General features: G+C 48.7%; 13 protein-coding genes. 10 read left to right on the forward strand and 3 right to left on the reverse strand.

Annotated elements, in window-relative coordinates; translation table 11 throughout:
* Nucleotides 1–76: 76 nt before the first annotated feature.
* From FHT67_RS20930 to FHT67_RS20940, 3 genes are all read left to right on the forward strand, one after another.
* On the forward strand, nucleotides 77–1,312 hold the full coding sequence (locus FHT67_RS20930) for a sensor histidine kinase (RefSeq protein WP_167201179.1): 1,236 nt from the start codon (nucleotides 77–79) through the stop codon (nucleotides 1,310–1,312).
* A gap of 82 nt (nucleotides 1,313–1,394) precedes the next feature.
* Nucleotides 1,395–2,789 (forward strand): hypothetical protein, encoded by a 1,395-nt coding sequence (locus FHT67_RS20935; RefSeq protein ID WP_167201181.1) that lies wholly within the window; start codon nucleotides 1,395–1,397, stop codon nucleotides 2,787–2,789.
* A gap of 141 nt (nucleotides 2,790–2,930) precedes the next feature.
* Nucleotides 2,931–3,242, forward strand: a complete 312-nt coding sequence (locus FHT67_RS20940) for a hypothetical protein (protein ID WP_167201183.1) — start codon at nucleotides 2,931–2,933, stop codon at nucleotides 3,240–3,242.
* A 252-nt stretch (nucleotides 3,243–3,494) separates the two neighbouring features.
* On the opposite strand, the gene FHT67_RS20945 is transcribed toward FHT67_RS20940, so the two are convergent.
* Nucleotides 3,495–4,436: an alpha/beta hydrolase gene (locus FHT67_RS20945; RefSeq protein WP_208403403.1), complete on the reverse strand. Its 942-nt coding sequence runs from the start codon at nucleotides 4,434–4,436 to the stop codon at nucleotides 3,495–3,497.
* A gap of 180 nt (nucleotides 4,437–4,616) precedes the next feature.
* On the opposite strand from FHT67_RS20945, the gene FHT67_RS20950 reads away from it, so the two are divergent.
* The 4 genes from FHT67_RS20950 (at nucleotide 4,617) to FHT67_RS20965 (ending at nucleotide 9,932) form a co-directional block, all read left to right on the forward strand.
* Nucleotides 4,617–5,162 carry a TetR/AcrR family transcriptional regulator gene (locus tag FHT67_RS20950; RefSeq protein ID WP_132310716.1) on the forward strand — a complete coding sequence of 182 codons (546 nt, stop codon included), beginning with the start codon at nucleotides 4,617–4,619 and terminating at the stop codon, nucleotides 5,160–5,162.
* A 42-nt stretch (nucleotides 5,163–5,204) separates the two neighbouring features.
* Nucleotides 5,205–5,696 carry a hypothetical protein gene (locus FHT67_RS20955; RefSeq protein ID WP_167201185.1) on the forward strand — a complete coding sequence of 164 codons (492 nt, stop codon included), beginning with the start codon at nucleotides 5,205–5,207 and terminating at the stop codon, nucleotides 5,694–5,696.
* Nucleotides 5,697–5,805: 109 nt separating this feature from the next.
* Nucleotides 5,806–6,834, forward strand: a complete 1,029-nt coding sequence (locus FHT67_RS20960; protein ID WP_167201187.1) for a LacI family DNA-binding transcriptional regulator — start codon at nucleotides 5,806–5,808, stop codon at nucleotides 6,832–6,834.
* A gap of 158 nt (nucleotides 6,835–6,992) precedes the next feature.
* Complete coding sequence (locus FHT67_RS20965; RefSeq protein WP_167201189.1) at nucleotides 6,993–9,932, forward strand: DUF4832 domain-containing protein; 2,940 nt, start codon at nucleotides 6,993–6,995, stop codon at nucleotides 9,930–9,932.
* A gap of 45 nt (nucleotides 9,933–9,977) precedes the next feature.
* Here the strand turns inward: FHT67_RS20965 and FHT67_RS20970 are convergent, their stop codons facing one another.
* Together FHT67_RS20970 and FHT67_RS20975 are read right to left on the reverse strand one after the other, a co-directional pair.
* On the reverse strand, nucleotides 9,978–11,273 hold the full coding sequence (locus FHT67_RS20970; RefSeq protein ID WP_167201191.1) for a Gfo/Idh/MocA family protein: 1,296 nt from the start codon (nucleotides 11,271–11,273) through the stop codon (nucleotides 9,978–9,980).
* 29 nt (nucleotides 11,274–11,302) lie between these two features.
* Nucleotides 11,303–12,838 carry a glycoside hydrolase family 31 protein gene (locus tag FHT67_RS20975; RefSeq protein ID WP_132310708.1) on the reverse strand — a complete coding sequence of 512 codons (1,536 nt, stop codon included), beginning with the start codon at nucleotides 12,836–12,838 and terminating at the stop codon, nucleotides 11,303–11,305.
* Between the two features lie 269 nt (nucleotides 12,839–13,107).
* On the opposite strand from FHT67_RS20975, the gene FHT67_RS20980 reads away from it, so the two are divergent.
* From FHT67_RS20980 to FHT67_RS20990, 3 genes are all read left to right on the forward strand, one after another.
* Nucleotides 13,108–14,415: an ABC transporter substrate-binding protein gene (locus FHT67_RS20980; protein ID WP_208403404.1), complete on the forward strand. Its 1,308-nt coding sequence runs from the start codon at nucleotides 13,108–13,110 to the stop codon at nucleotides 14,413–14,415.
* A gap of 78 nt (nucleotides 14,416–14,493) precedes the next feature.
* A complete protein-coding gene (locus FHT67_RS20985) occupies nucleotides 14,494–15,369 on the forward strand; it encodes a carbohydrate ABC transporter permease (protein ID WP_243711756.1) in 876 nt (291 codons plus the stop codon).
* Nucleotides 15,370–15,388: 19 nt separating this feature from the next.
* The gene (locus tag FHT67_RS20990) at nucleotides 15,389–16,219 is read left to right on the forward strand and encodes a carbohydrate ABC transporter permease (RefSeq protein WP_132310702.1); all 831 of its coding nucleotides are present in this window, start codon (nucleotides 15,389–15,391) and stop codon (nucleotides 16,217–16,219) included.
* The last annotated feature ends 20 nt before the right edge of the window (nucleotides 16,220–16,239 follow it).

Raw genomic sequence — 16,239 nt, forward strand, 5'->3', positions numbered from 1 at the left:
AACACGTGAATTCTCGTTAACCGTAGGTATTATCTTGATGATAACTGCGGTTTTTTCGCTATGGATGGTACAGAATATGATGACGACGACAGAGGATAATCAGCTTACGACGTTAAGCGGTCAGTACAAATCAGAATTGCAAAAGCTGTTGGACTCACCAAAGGGTGATGTCTTGTTCGATTCTTATGAGAATTCAGAGAAGGGATATGCTCCCTCAGGCTTGCAATTGGATCAAATGGCATGGTTAGTTGATCCGAATGGGCAAATCATTTTTGAATCCCCGTCGGCAAATAAACTGGGTTTGAATGATGAAACGGCAGAAGAGGTTTTTCCCATGAACGCGCTATTGCCAAGTGTTCTCGAAAAACCTGCTCATGACTATCATAATGTCCGAGCGAATGGTCGGACCTTCCGTATGGGAGGGTTGGTCATATCAAGCGGGAAGCTCAATGAATATAGGATTATCGTCGCGCAGGAAATAACGAATGACACTGCACTGATTACGCAATTAAGATGGGCGTTCGCGGGGCTTGCTCTTGTTCTACTGTTAGCTGGCGGAATCGCAGGTTATTTGTTGGCTGGCCGGGCCATGAAACCGATCGCGAATGCTTTCCAAAGGCAGGAGCAATTCACCAGTGACGCGTCTCATGAGCTCCGAACGCCGCTAAGTATATTGAGATCCGCCTATGAAGTGCTTGATGAGCAAAGGGATAAGCTTCCGGAGTTTCATCGTCATGTACTTATGAAGTCGGGGCGTGAAATCCATCATATGAGCCGGCTTGTTGAAAATCTGCTTGTACTTGCACGCAGCGACAGTGGCCGGATTGAGCTAGCGGTCTCACGTTTCTCTTTATGGTATACCATTAACCAAGTCATTGAGCAGCTTCAGCCAATTGCATCGTCGAAGAATGTATCTCTGGGATGGGATGCCAGCCAAGGAAGAGCTACAGAGGATAATGTAATGATTCAGGCGGATGAAGTGAGAATAAGGCAGCTAATCCTCATCCTCGTTGAAAATGCGATACAGTACAATCGTGAAGGCGGCAGGGTAATGGTTGCATTGAATGTGAGCGCACAGAAGACGTCCTTCACGGTAAGGGATACGGGGATCGGGATTGAGAATGAGCACTTGCCACATATATTTGAACGGTTTTACCGCATGGATAAAGCCCGCACGCGCCGTTCCGAAGGAACGGGACTTGGACTTGCGATTGCTAAACAAATTGTGGATGCTCATCACGCAAAGATTGAAGTGTGGACTCAGCCGCAGACAGGAACAACATTTCGGGTAACCCTTCCGAATATTTCATAATCTTTTCAGATTGTTTTCTTATCTTATATCACGTAGCCTTCCGAGGAAGGAAGGCAATTATAAAGAAGGTAGGGATAAATCAATGAAGAGAAATTGGAAGCTCGCAGGCGCAGCGCTATTGGTCGCGGTTGCAGTACCGGTATCCGCTTATGCAGCAGACAACAGCCTGAACAGTAAATCACAAGAGAAAGCAAGCTATGCAGATGCTCAAACCAAGCCGGCTGGAAAGCAAGGAGATACAGTCAAAGGCAATAAGTTGAACCTGGATGTGCTGGAAATCGCTAAATCCAAGCTTGGTCTGGATCAAGCAGCATTCGAGCAAGCTCAGAAAGCCGGTAAGTCACTGGCAGACATCGCAAAAGAAAAAGGCAAAGCGCTTCAACCGCTGATTGATGAACTGACTAAGGAAATCAGTGCTGCGATTCTGGCCAATCTTGATGCAGCAAAACTCACTGATCAGGAGAAGGAGAACGTACAGAAGAAGGCATCCATGGAGGCAGAACGGATCTTCACTGAACCGCTTAATAAAGAAAATGTTAAACAAGAGGGTAATGATTGGAATCTGGCGGCGGCGCTTGAATTAATCGGAATCGACAAAGCTGCTTTTGCCGAGCAGGTTCATTCAGGCCAATCATTCGTTGATATTGCCAAAGCCCACAATATATCCCGCCAGCAGCTGATTGATGCTCTAGTGTCTGATGCGATCGCTAAAGTGGATGATCTTAAGGCGAACGGAGATCTTACACAGGAGCAGGCAGATAAGAAGAAGCAAGCAATACTTAAAGAAGTAGAAGATTTCGTCGACCATACACAGGTGCTGTTCGCTAAGAAGGAGAGTTCTGCAGCTGCACAGGGGAATGAGGATAAGCAGACTCGAGCTGAAGGGATTAGAATTGATTTTCAACAAATCGCTGCATCCAAACTTGGTTTAGATAAAGAAGCTTTCCAGAAAGCACTTGAGGCTGATAAGTCTTTAGCTGATATTGCGCAAGAACAAGGTAAAGAGGTTCAGCCGCTGATTGATGAGCTGGCAGGGGAAATCAGTGATGAGATTCAGGTTAAGAGCACTAAGAGTCTTACGGATGAAGAGAAGGAGAACGTGCATAAAAAAGCAGCATTAGAAGCTGAGCGGATATTCAAGACTCCTCTAAACAAGGAGCAAGAAGTGAAGGAGCAAGGAATTGGTCAATATAATATGCAAGCGGCTTTCGAGCTGTTAGGCATTGAAAAAGAAACCTTCGCCGAACAAGTTCAAGCAGGTAAATCATTTGCGGATATCGCTAAGGACCATGGCGTATCCCGACAGAAGCTCATTGATACATTAATGTCCGACTTTGCTGCCAAAATTGCTGCTATACAAGCAAATGGCGATATTACACAAGATCAAGCAAATCAGAAAAAGCAAGCTGTGCTGAAAGAGGTTGAGGATTTTGTTGATCATACACAGACAAAGTTTGATATAGAAGAGAAGAAATAAGATAGGAATAAAGGCTGCCGATGATGGCGGCCTTTTTAACGAGTATGTGCATCCGGGTAGCTTTCATGTTGATTCTAAGTAGCAACATTAAATTGGTTTTCTCCGTCAAAATACGATAATGACAATCTAAGAGTAGTGTTCTTGGTTGATAAAGAAAGTGCTGCTAATATGAAAGCTCTTCATCAGGAACTTACAGAGAAACTGGGAGATAGAGTTGTCTTTGTGAAAGCCAAGTATAATCCCCAAGCTTTAGTTGATTTAATGAATCAAGTAAGTGATTATCTTCAGACATTGCATCTTCAAGGCAGCTATTCTGTCGGTCGGGATACAGTGGGGGAAGTAATTGAAATCCATGCCAAACTGAGTGACGAACAAATAGATCAGCTGCGAAGTAAATTTGATTCTGCTCTTTTGAAAATTACTAATGAAGAACTTCACATTGTTCTAGAATAAATTACCGCATTACGCTAACGAAAGAACGATAGTGCGGTAGGTGATCAAACGGAGGCAATTTACTATGCACTACAAGTTTTAGTAGTAGGCACTTTTTTAACGTTCCTTGTATGGGGGATAGTTCGGATAATAAAAGGTTTAAAAAAGTAGTTAAGGCAGTTGATCGGAAAGATCAACTGCCTTTTTTATTGTCCTTGCTTTTGTTGGTTATCGAATTGTTGAATTGACAGAGGGCAACCGTCGGGTGAATTCTTAAATCAAGCCGGACTGGGACAAGTTTCCACGGAAAAACGCAGCGAGCTTCGAAACCGCAGGCGTTACGTACTCGTCTTTGTCGTAAGTATCGACATGAGTGGCGCCATCTAACCAGTACAGTTCCTTTGGCTCATTTGCTTTCGCAAAGGCTTCGGTCGTCATCCACGACGTGACCGCTTGAGTTCCTGCGATCATCAGGAGCGGACGAGGAGAAATCTGCTCAATGAACCGGAACGCCTCAAAATAGGCGATTCGGTCTATACTGTTCCATGTAAAGAGCTTAGCCGAACGTTGATGCTGTGCGCGGTCAGTGCAATAGTATTCCCATCCCTCGAAGGCATGCAGATCACCTATTGCGCGGGCTTGATCTTCGGTTTCAGGAAAGATCGGAAACACGCCGATTCCTTCTCCGCGGGCTTCCGAAGTTCGAGCCTGCGCCGCAGCATCAAGCATGCTCTTGAAGATGGCAGGGTCCTGCTTGCCGTCGCTTCCTTTACGGAATTGAAGATGGATGTCGGCCGCACTGACAGTAGCAACCGCCTTAATACGATGGTCGGTTACCGTGGCCGGAATAACGTAACCTCCGGAGGCGCAGATGCCAAGAGCACCAATGCGCTCCGAGTCGACTTCGTTGCGTGTGCTGAGGAACGAGACAGCGGCTTTAAAGTCCTCTACTCGATGGTAGGGGTCTTCGAGCCCCCTTGGCTCACCTTCACTTTCTCCCTGATAGGCCGCATCAAAGGTAAGTGTGATAAAACCTTGCTCGGCAAGGCGTTTCGCATAGAGTCCAGCGCTCTGCTCCTTTACAGCGGCGCCGGGGTGTCCGATTACTATTGCAGGGCGCGGACCGTCAACCTCTCCTTTTGGTAGGTATAGATGGCCGGCGATCTTTACTCCCGCACTCTCGAAGTTAACGTTCATTTTCATATAATTTAGCATGTGTAACTCCTCCAATTCAATTTAACATAAGTTCATTAATAGACATTGATTCATTTGTGAACATGTATATAATTATATTCAGGTGCAGAAGACCCGCAATTGTTAGATTAGCGTAATTTGTTAATTAGTGAACACAGGTTACGATATTGTTCATTATTTCTTGAAGGCTGGTGAATCCCATTGTCTAAAACGGATCGAAGAATAGGCAAAACGCAAGAGGCAATCAAGGACGCGGTTATAGAATTGATGTCTGAGAAGAATTTCGACGACATTACGATTCGAGACATATCCGACAGGGCTAATGTGAGCAGAGGGACCATTTACCTCCATTACTTAGATAAATATGATTTACTCGATAAGCTTGTTGAGTCGCATATCAATGAGCTCCGGGAAATTTGCATAACAGGAGCAGATCTAGACTATGTAAGCGGCTCACCGCTATGGACCGAATATTTCGAACAAAATTATACTTTCTTTTCGTTAATGCTGGCGAGCAAAGGAGCCCCTTATTTTCGCACACGGTTCCTTGATTTCCTTATCGAACAATTTAAGCAAGAAGTAGACGTCACCGAGGGGAAGAACCAGGGATTAAATGAGGAGGTCATAATAAGGTTTGTAGCATCCGCATACGTAGGGGTAGTGGAGTGGTGGTTTATCAATGACAAGCCGATTCCTCATCATGTCTTGGCTGAACAACTCGGATTATTGTTTGAGAGGAATTTGTAAAGGATCATACGAAGTTGCTAAATTAATAAGGGGTACTCACTTATGAAAAAAACAAGAAATATGCTTGTTCTTGCCCTATTAATCATTTTATTTTTCATAGTATACTTTACATTTTGGTGGAAGGATCCTTATGAGGAGATCAAGCTGGACAGTCCTGCCTATTTATACGGTGATCACTTTAATCAAACAACCAGGCTTACTCTAGAGGGGAACTATAACCGGGACGATCATAACTTTCAAGGTTCGTTAACAATTGGGGATAATATCAGGCTGGATCATGTTATCCTATTGCACGGTGCCTTATTGATATCATATGAAGGCAGCGAACGGACATCCGTAGGTCCAGTATTTTTCGATCATGAGCAGGTTAGAATTTCTATTGAAATCACTGATCCTGGTTTATATAAGCTGCTTACGTCAAAAAGTTATGATGGTAAATCCAAGCTTGTGATCAGCTCGCCTGCTACAACTGCGGATGAGGCTAGAGCGATAACCGAGAACCTTATGCAAATTAAAACGATATTCGATAAATAAGCGGTACCCGAGTATTCTGCGAAACGAGAAATGGATGGGTCCCGCTGATTGACTGGATGCAACAACAAACGCTATAATTTTCTTGTTATGCAAAAAAGTTTCTTAGGAAATGGAGGGAGCTCGCATCAAACTAAAAGAGATTGCAAAAAAAGCAAACGTCTCGATTAGCACAGTATCCAGAATCATAAACAACCAAGGCAATTTCAGCGAGGAGACTCGCAAAAAAGTATTGGATATCGCGAACGAGCATTTAAAACCGGGGATCGCTCCCTCCAACCAGGTTGGAATATCCTACACGATCGTTGTTATCATACCGGGCAATAGCGACTTTTTCGATAATGATCCATCTACCTCCGCCGACTTGAATCACTTAAAGGATGAGTTTGAAGCATACGGTCATCAGGTTCATATCGCGAAGCATTACACCGATTTGTTGTCGTCTCCGGCTTATAAGCTTCTGGGCGAGGAAAAAATCGACGCTGCCATCCTGTTTGACCCGTTTGTCGGCGATAAGATGTTTGAGGAATTGGATAGACTCGGCATCCCGTATGTGTTTACGAACGGGAGAACCTACCGGACCGGTCAGAACTATATCGACTACGATAACCGAAAAGGCGCCTATGAAGTAATCCGTTATCTGCACGGATTAGGCCATCGGCATATCGGGATGATCGCGGGGCCTCAAAATCATCTTGTCAATTTGAACCGGCTGGACGGCTGCAAGGACGCGTTTCGCGATTTGGAGCTGCCATGGACCGATGCCAATGTAGCAATGGGCGCGTTTGATCCCGCGCACGGCTATGAAGCCGTCAAGCAATTGCTGTCGGAACGGCCGGCCATCACGGCGATTTTCGCGTTTAACGACATTATTGCTTACGGGGCCATGAAGGCTTTGGCGGAAATGAACCTTCGTATTCCCAAGGATGTTTCCTTGGTTGGGTTTGATGACCTGAAGCTGTCGGAGTTTATGGTTCCGCCATTAACGACCGTAAGAAGGTTCAGGTATGACATCAGCTCCATCATCGTTAAAGTACTGACCGAATTAATAACGAACAAGAATATTTCCGAAGTGTACATTAGTCTTAAGACCGAGATCATCGAGCGGGAATCCTGCTCCAAAGCGGTAAGCAAGGCTTAAGAAACGGAACAGGAATAGCCGTCTTCAGATAAACCATATCTGAGGACGGCTATTTTTGTTTTTGGATTGACGAAGTAAACACGGGTAGAATATACTAAGAGCGCAAATAGTTGCGCAACTAATTTGCGTAAATTTTATTCATGTAGGAGGGATGATTGATGAGAGGCGATAGTTCAAGGTCAGTCTTGAAAGCGTTTACCATTCTGTTGTCGTTTGTGTTATTGACAGGAGGTTCATTTGCGCTGCCCTTTCCGGATAAGGCGTCAGCAGCCGTTGGCGCGATCACGGTTAATTTGTCGGAAACGCAAGAGGCTTTCAAAAACCCTTTAATGGGATTTCGGCCAACCCGCTTTTTGAATGACGCAAGCTTTTCGAATCATGAGTACGGCACTGTGTTTAAGCACTACATCAAATACACCGATTTGGAGAACGCGGCGTCCGATTCCGTTCAGAAGATTAAGGATTGGAGCAATACGGCCTGGGCCGGCATCGAAAGCCAGAACAAAAAGGTGATTCCCCGCGTAATCATCGTTTACCCGAACTCCGGAGAGTATTGGCCGGAAGGCGTTCCTCATGGAGACGTGGCTACGCAATGGACGACGGATACCTTGAAAAACCGTCTAACCGCCTTCGTCCAGAAGCTTGGCCAAGCTTGGGATAACGATCCGAGAGTGGCCTACATCGAGCTGGGACTATGGGGAAATTGGGGAGAGCATCATATTTACCCGGATAAGCTGGCGGACGGGACCGACCGGATTCCGCTCGCCTTCCAGACTGCGTTAGGAAACGCGGCTGCGCAGGCTTTTCAGAACAAGAAAGTGCAGGTGCGGTATCCCAATACCTTTCAGAATTTTAACTTCGGATTCCTGTGGGACTCCTTTGCCTTAATCGATGACCTGTCGGGAGGCGAAGGCATTGTTGCGAGAAATGTCTGGAGAACGCAGGTTAACGGCGGGGAGGTTGCTTACGATTGGGGGCAAAAAAATATTCAGCCGGGAGATTCCCCGAATGATACGTTAAGCGATCCGAACCATCGGAACTACGTAATCGATTGGATCAAAAAAACGCATACAACCAGTCTAGGCTGGATTGATCTGTACGATGCGAACAATTCCGCCGTCTCGCAAGGGGCTGCGCTAATGCAGAAGGAATTCGGCTATCGATTCGTCATTAACCAGGCTACATACTCAGGCAGCGTGCAGCCCGGCGGGTCCATGAACGTGTCCTTCTCGGTCGTGAACAAAGGATCGGCGCCGTTCTACTATAACTGGCCGGTGGAAGCAAGCTTGCTGAGAAGCGACCGTACGGTTGCGTGGAAGGGGATTTTCAATGGCACTGACATACGGAATTGGATGCCGGGCGACGATTGGAACGCCGCCACGCGTCAATACAATCAAGCGCCAGCCGTGCAGCAGGTTTCCGGTGCCTTTACCATTCCGTCCAATATGCCGGCTGGAACTTACACCTTGGCGCTGTCGATTCTGGATCCTGCCGGTTATAAGCCTAGCGCCAGATTCGCGAATTCGAACTATTATACGGGCGGCAGAACGCCGCTTGGCAAAGTGGGAATCGGCATGGATCCCGCCGATCAGAACATCGGGCCCTTCGATCAGCTGAAGCCGGATAACACGCTCTCGTACAGCCTGACCCAAATCCCTTACGATGGCGGCTACAGCGGAGGCGGAAGCACGGATACTCAGGCGCCAAGCGTTCCGGGGAATGTGACGGTAAGCGGTACGACCTCGAGCAGCGTCAGCTTGTCGTGGTCGGCTTCAACCGACAATGTCGGCGTAATCGGCTATGACGTTTATCGCGGAGGGGTATTGGCAGGCTCCGCGGCAGGCACAACCTTTACCGATACCGGATTAAGTGCAAGCACGAATTACGTCTACACCGTCAAGGCCAAGGATGGAGCGGGGAACGTATCCGGTTCAAGCAGCTCCGTAACCGCGACCACCAGCGCTTCAGGCGGAGGCGGAACATCAACGGCTTATGAAGCAGAGGCTGCGCCTAATACAAGGACCGGAGCGGCCGTTATTTCCTCGTGCAGCACCTGTTCGGGAGGCTCGAAAGTAGGATATGTCGGCAATAATGACGGTACGCTGCAATTTAACGGAGTAAGCGCGTCAGCGGCGGGAACGTACACCATGACCGTTTCCTACCTCAGCGGGGAGGCCCGTTCGGCTCAGATTCGCGTGAACGGCGGATCGCCTGTTACGCTTAACATGCCAAGCACGGGAAGCTGGACGACCGTTGGCGCCGTTCAGACGCAAGTGCAGCTCAATGCAGGCAACAACACGATTCATTTCTCCAATCCGACGGGCTGGGCGCCTGATTTCGACCGTATTCAGATTAGTGCGAGCGGCGGCGGCACCGGCGATACGCAGGCACCAACGGCGCCAACCAATGTGAGCGTCTCGGGCAAAACCGCAAGCAGCGTCAGCTTAACCTGGAACGCTTCGACGGACAATGTCGGCGTGTCGCAGTATGTCATCTACAGAAACGGGACTCAGGCAGGAACGTCAACCGCGGCAAGCTTTACGGACAGCGGGTTAAATGCCAGCACGGCATACGCGTATACGGTGAAAGCGAAGGACGCGGCGGGCAATCTTTCGGCAGCCAGCGCGGCGGTTAATGTAACGACCAATGCCGCAAGCGGCGGAACAACGGCCTTGCTGATCGATAACTTCGACAACTCGCCAAGCTGGCCGGGAAGCAATGATCTGGGCAAGTGGGCAGGCGCAAACAGCTTCGCCAACAATGCGGGTGTTATAGACTCGGGGGCTTTGAAGCTGGAGTATAACAACAACGGGTGGTTAGGCACGGATATTAACCAAGACGTGGGAAGCTACACCAAGCTTGTCATTCGCATCAAAGGCGCAAGCGGCGGCGAACAAAACCATATGCAGCTCACGATTGGCGGAGTGACGAAGTCGCTTGCGGATTTCAGCGGTGACACCGTTACAACAAGCTATAAGGACCTCGCTATTAATTTGGCGTCGAACGGAGTAGACCGCAGCAGCCCCGGACAGCTGGTGATGACCTTTTGGCATGGAGGCAATAGTACCGTCTGGATAGACGAGATTCGTTTCGAATAAAAATAAGGCTGGCCCGCGGTTGCGCGGGCCAGCCTTTTCGTTTTTTTATACCGCTGTATCGCGTGGCGTTGTCGCGGTTGATGCAAAAGATTGACGGAAGAGCTTCATGTCGACAAGGGCGCCGCCATTCAGCCTTGAATTCTCGGCAGCAAAGGCCATCAGGTGACTCTCCAGAGAGGCTTGCGCAGAGGTCAAGGTATCGATGTACCTTTCATGCCGGAGATCGGACACGAATTGCCGCATGATTCCGTCGTCGCCTCCTTGATGGCCGCTGTCGCTGACGGGGATCTGAATGACCGACAACGTGCCGGTAGAGAAATCGAACAGCTCGATACGGCCGTTTAATAAATCGCCGCGCATTTCCCCTTGGGTCCCCATAATTTGAACGATGCGGTTAATATCCCGCGTAAACCCGCTCATGCTGAACATCACGGTAACGCCGTTCTCGAACTCCATGTTTACCGTCTGATGATCCACTACATTGTTATCCGTTCTGTAAACGCATTTGCCGTAAGGACCCTCCAGGATCGCCTTCATTCGATTCGTTTCCGTAGGAGGATCCGCGATAAGCGCCGCAAAATGATTCGATTTCGTATCCTGCATGTAGAATCGCAGTGCGGAATAAGGGCAGGTCGATTCTACTGCGCAGCCATCCGTGCAGCGGTTGGTCGACCCTTCGGGCGCATTCTCTATCCGGAAGTGGCCTAACGAGCCAAACGAGCTGATCCGCTCGCAATCCGCATCCACAAGCCAGCGGATCAGATCCATGTCGTGGCAGGATTTGGCCAAGATCATCGGACTTGATAGCGTATCGTTGCGCCAGTTGCCCCGCACAAAGCTATGAGCGTAATGGAGGTAACCGACGTTTTCGTTATGCTGAATGGACATGACGTTTCCAATAAATCCGTCCTGAATAAGCTGCTTCATCTTTTGCCAGAAAGGGGTGTATCTCGAAACATGGCAGATCGAGAGCAAGCGTCCCTCTTCGCGGGCGACGGCCTCCATGGCTACGCACTCGCTGGGACTGTTCGACATCGGCTTCTCCAGAAGCACGTGATACCCCTTGCGAAGAGCGGCAACCGTAGGCTCGTAATGCATCTGGTCCTGCGTGCAGATAAGAAGGGCATCGCAAAGCTTGGGCTGGCCCAGCAGCTCTTCCCAAGTGGAATAGAGCTGGTCCGAGGTTAAGTTTAACGCTTCAGCAAATCTCGTTCTCCTCTCTTGGTTCGGTTCCGCAACCGCGACGACCTCAACCTCGCTCGGAAATTTTTGAACATACGGCATATAGGACCGGAAACCGCGTGCTCCTGCTCCTATAACGGCTAGTTTGATTTTTTTCATCTAAAGATCACCCTCCTCGAAGCAACGATTTAAATTTTTCGATACCATGGCAGCCGGGATAGCGGCGCATGAACCTCTAGCTGGATAGGGCCTTCTACAATACTTTCGTCATCGCCGAGCCATCGGCCTTCCGGAAATTGGATGATGCGGTTTCGTTGTCCCTTCACTAAGACCGGTGCTGCCAGAATGGAGTCGCCAACCATGAATTGATCCTGGATTGAATGATAACCTTGATTAGGAAAAACAAATTCCAAGCTTCGCAGAATAGGCAGTCCATCCGCGGCAGCCTGTTTCGCAAGCTCGAAGAGCAGGGGACCCAGCTTTGTCCGGAGCCGTACCGCATCCATGCACCAGGATAATTCCTCGCCGCTGAGAACCCGCCAAGGAGCCATGGAGAACTGCATGGCGGGGAATAGAGCCGAGCATTGCACAAAACGGATAAACAGCTCGGAATCGAATCGGAAATCAGGGGAGTTGATGTCGCCATCCATTCCTCCGCCTATCATATCGGGACAATTATAGGCATAGCCCATGAGGCCTTGAGCGATGGCATTGGGGATGAGCCCTCCAAGACCCGTCGCATCCCACGTATGCGTCTTGTCGCGCTGCCTCTGAATAAGCGCTTGGCCTCCAAGCTTCCAACACATCCGCAATTCGCTAAGCCCGTATCCGATCCCCAGGCGCGCGTAAGCTTCGCAATCTTCCATGGGGAGAATAGGGCGCGACCATTCGACGTCCCGGGAAACGTCATTCAGCAGGCCGGGCAGAATTGGTTCTCCGGCGTCAAGCTTGAAGCCGTCAACCCCGTAATCCTCGATCAGCCTGTCCAGCTGCCGCTTGAACCATGCTGAGCCTTCCGCGCGGGTATAATCAACAACCCCGCTGTACCCATTCCACCATCTTCTTAAAACAGGCGTCCCGTCGGCATGCTTCATCAGGAGATCCTGACCTCGTAATTGCCGGAAGGTGATGCTGTCAGGGCTCACATACGGGCATACCCACAGCATGACTTTAAACCCTAATTCATGAAGAGCCTGGATCATTCTGGCGGGATCGGGGAAACGATGCTTATCGAAATCCCAGGTCCCGTAATCCTGCATCCAATTATCGTCGATGATCAGTACGCCTGGAGGAAAGCCGTTCTCAATAATGGATTTCGCGTAATGAATAAGCTTCTCTTGCGTCGGCTCATAGAACATCTCCACCCAAGTGCAGTATTGCGGCGCCGTAAAGGCGATTTCGTCCGGCGTAACGCCGGAAGGCGGGAAATGGTTAACGCAGGCATGCCGGTAAGCGCCTTGAAGGTTGAGGTGACCTTCTTCAACCGTGATCTTCTGCCGGTGATCGATCGTCACGGTACTCTCATTAAAGGAGAAGGCAAACGGCTCTTCGCACCAAATGTATCTGCCGTGATTAGACAGCAATAAGGGGGAGGCTTGATTATCGTCGGTCAAACGCAAGTCGCGCGAATGCGGCCGCTCGCCAAATGGCATAAGATGACCTTCATTGATAACGCCTCCCCACCAGAATTCGCCGGGCTCTCGTTGCAATGCGGTGATTGTCATAGTAGACACTCCTAATCTGTTGATGAAATAATTTGCGCAATTATTTACTGATATTATGGAGGAATCTATATATGAATGCAAACCTTTTTTCATCTTAACAATAAGGCATGTAATCTTAAAAATGAGGCATTTAAAGCGTTTATAGAGATCGTTTAAACTAAACGTGTAAGAGGCAAGAGTGATGCAATCGATAAAAGTTTAAGCAAAATTTTTGCCTAAATCATTCATTAGGGGGATATCAAATGGTGAAAAGAAACAAATTTTCATTCATGTTAGTGCTAGTCTTGATGGTTCTTTCCTTAATTACCGCTGCATGCAGCAACAGCTCGAACAACGCGCCAGCTAACAAGCCGGACGACAGCAAGAATGGCAATGCCGGAGAAGAAACGGACGCTCCTAAAAAGAACGTAACGCTTACCTATGCCATCTGGGATAAAATTCAGCAGCCGGCAATGGAAGCGATTGCGAAAGAGTTTACGGCGCAAAACCCAAACATCAAGGTTAAGGTAGAAGTTATTCCATGGGGCGATTATTGGACAAAAATGTCCGCTGCCGCTCCTGCCGGAACATTGCCGGATGTGTTCTGGATGCACGGCGGTCAATTCGCAACTTATGCCTCCGGTAAATTCCTCGAGCCAATTACCAGCAAAGTAGAAGCCGGAGAGATCGATCTCAATAACTACGCGGCTAATCTTGCTTCTATTTATACGCTGAACGGCGAGAACTATGGCATTCCTAAAGATTTCGATACGATCGGCCTGGCTTACAACAAAGAGCTGTTCGACCAAGCGGGCATCCCTTATCCGGACGATACTTGGACTTACGCCAAGCTTGCCGAGGTTGCCAAGCAGCTAAGTCAGCCTGACAAGGGCATTTATGGATTCGGAGCTAAAATGGATACGCAAACCGGCTATTGGAACGATATGCTGGCTAACGGCGGCAAAATCATTTCCGATGATATGAGCAAATCGGGGTACGATGATCCGGCTTCCATCGAAGCCTTGCAAGCCCGCTATCAAATGACGGTTGACGGCGCTTCTCCAACGCATCAGCAAATGACGGATATGGAAGCAACCGAGATGTTCAAATCCGGCAAATTAGCGATGATCTTCGACGGATCCTGGCGAATCAGCGATATTGACAGCAGCGACATTATTAAAGGGAAATGGGATTGGGCGAAATTGCCTATGGGCAAGGCGAAAAGAGCGAACATCATTAACGGCCTCGGCAACGTGATGTCCGCAAGCGGCAAAAACAAAGAAGAGGCTTGGCAGTTCCTCAAGTTCCTGGGATCGCAAAAAGCGGCGGAAATTACGGCGGAGATGGGCGCGGCTATTCCGGCGTACAACGGCACGCAGGATGCATGGCTGACTTCGAGGCCGTATCTGAATCTGAAAGTATTCACGGAGCAAGTAGCCGATGCAACTCCGTATCCAAGCGGTTCGATGTCGTATCCGGTATGGTTCGCGAAAGAGCCTGAGATTATGTCGCAGGCATGGGGCGGAGCCATCTCCGTGGAAGAAGGCGCCAAGAAGGTTGCCGAGATGATGAATCAAGCAATCGCGGACACGAAGTAATGAAGGAACTATCGGCAAATTGAACGGAATTCGGGGGACGTTCCTGCTGGCAGGAACGTCTCCGATGAATAGGGAGTGGTGAAATTGAATTCCAGAAGCAGGTATGTGTGGGCTTATTTCATGATCGCGCCGACTCTCATAGGCACATTGGTTTTCTGGGGTTGGCCGGTTATCCAATCGATCCTGTTAGGCTTCCAGCATTCGGAAAATTTCGGGACCGTTAATCATTGGGTGGGATTCGATAACTATGCGAAGTTATTCCGTGATAAAGAGTTTTGGCAAAATCTGCGCAACACCTTAGTTTACGTAGCGATGTTTGTACCCCTTACGCTTGTGCTCTCAACCTTGTTTGCCGTACTGCTGAATACGAAGATCAAAGGGGTTTCCCTTTATCGCGTCATCTTTTTCCTGCCTCAAGTGACCATGCCTGCCGCGGCAGCGATGGTGTGGGTTGTTCTGTTCGCTAAAGACTTCGGCCTCATCAACCATTTATTGGGGACGCGTATCGCATGGCTGTCCAATGGCCATTATGCCATGCTGGTGCTGGTTATCGTAGGCGTATGGGGGGCAATCGGCATGAACATGCTGCTTGTTCTCGCAGGGTTGCAGGGGATACCGAAATCGCTGTACGAAGCGGCGGATATTGACGGCGCCAAGCGATTCAACAAATTTCGGTATATTACCATCCCGATGCTGACGCCAACTTTATTTTTCACCAGTATCATTCTACTCATTGGAGCTACGCAAATCTTCGACTCGATCTATCTGATTATCGGAAAAACGAATGTCGCGCTTCCGTCGGTTCGTTCTCTTGTGTATGCCTATTACCAGAACAGCTTCATTTATAATGACCGCAATTACGGCGCCGCAATTATCAATATCTTGCTGGTGATTAACCTTGCGCTGACAGGCATTCAATTCGCATTCCAGAAAAAATGGGTCGTCTACGACTGAGAAAGGGGGAGACGCAACTATGATCAGCTCATCGGCGAGGAAAGCTCACCTCGTTGTTCACATCATTCTTATTATCAGCGCCATCGCTATGCTTGTTCCGTTTGTATGGATGGTGCTCACTTCGCTGAAGACAACGACGGAAGCCACGCAGATTCCGATCCGGTATTTTCCGGATGCCCCCAGCTTAAGAGGATATATCGAGGCAATCAAGCAGTCGGAGTTTCCGCATTATTATCTGAACACGGTTATATCGGCCGTAATGAAAACCGTGTTTCCCGTTATCTTCAGCTCGATGGCGGCTTATGCCTTTGCCCGGATCCGGTTCCCGGGAAGCTCGATTCTGTTTATCTTGATTCTCTCGGTCATGATGGTGCCGAATCCGGTGTTCTATACGCCGCAGTATATGATGATGAGCGAACTCGGGCTCGTCAACACCGTTACCGCTCTATGGATTGCATCCTTGATCAGTCCGTTTGCTACTTTTCTTCTCAGGCAATTTTTCATGAGCATATCCAAGGAACTGGAGGAGGCATCCGTTCTGGATGGCTGCAATCCGTTCCAAATTTATTGGCATATTATGCTTCCTTTAGTCAGGTCGGCTTTGGTAGCCATCGTTATTATTCAACTGCAGTGGGCTTGGAATGAACTGCAGTGGCCGCTTATTATCAACAGCTCTCCTGAGAAGATGACCCTGTCTTCGGGCATAGCGACGTTAGTGTCCATGTTCGGGACGGATTACCCGGTGTTAATGGCAGGCGCCTTTATGGCGGTTGTTCCCATGATTATCCTCTTCTTTATCTTCCAGAAACAGTTTATTGAAGGGATCGCCTTCAGTGCCACAAAAGGATAAGGGATATCCGGACTTCCAGG

It is taken from the genome of Paenibacillus sp. BK720, from assembly GCF_011761545.1.
Taxonomy (GTDB): domain Bacteria; phylum Bacillota; class Bacilli; order Paenibacillales; family Paenibacillaceae; genus Pristimantibacillus.

Excerpts from the sequence above, each read along its gene's own strand:
- FHT67_RS20930 (WP_167201179.1), top strand. The coding sequence starts at position 77 with ATGATGACGACGACAGAGGATAATCAGCTTACGACGTTAAGCGGTCAG.
- FHT67_RS20935 (WP_167201181.1), top strand. The coding sequence starts at position 1,395 with ATGAAGAGAAATTGGAAGCTCGCAGGCGCAGCGCTATTGGTCGCGGTT.
- FHT67_RS20945 (WP_208403403.1), bottom strand. The coding sequence starts at position 4,436 with ATGCTAAATTATATGAAAATGAACGTTAACTTCGAGAGTGCGGGAGTA.
- FHT67_RS20955 (WP_167201185.1), top strand. The coding sequence starts at position 5,205 with ATGAAAAAAACAAGAAATATGCTTGTTCTTGCCCTATTAATCATTTTA.
- FHT67_RS20960 (WP_167201187.1), top strand. The coding sequence starts at position 5,806 with ATGGAGGGAGCTCGCATCAAACTAAAAGAGATTGCAAAAAAAGCAAAC.
- FHT67_RS20965 (WP_167201189.1), top strand. The coding sequence starts at position 6,993 with ATGAGAGGCGATAGTTCAAGGTCAGTCTTGAAAGCGTTTACCATTCTG.
- FHT67_RS20970 (WP_167201191.1), bottom strand. The coding sequence starts at position 11,273 with ATGAAAAAAATCAAACTAGCCGTTATAGGAGCAGGAGCACGCGGTTTC.
- FHT67_RS20975 (WP_132310708.1), bottom strand. The coding sequence starts at position 12,838 with ATGACAATCACCGCATTGCAACGAGAGCCCGGCGAATTCTGGTGGGGA.
- FHT67_RS20980 (WP_208403404.1), top strand. The coding sequence starts at position 13,108 with ATGTTAGTGCTAGTCTTGATGGTTCTTTCCTTAATTACCGCTGCATGC.
- FHT67_RS20990 (WP_132310702.1), top strand. The coding sequence starts at position 15,389 with ATGATCAGCTCATCGGCGAGGAAAGCTCACCTCGTTGTTCACATCATT.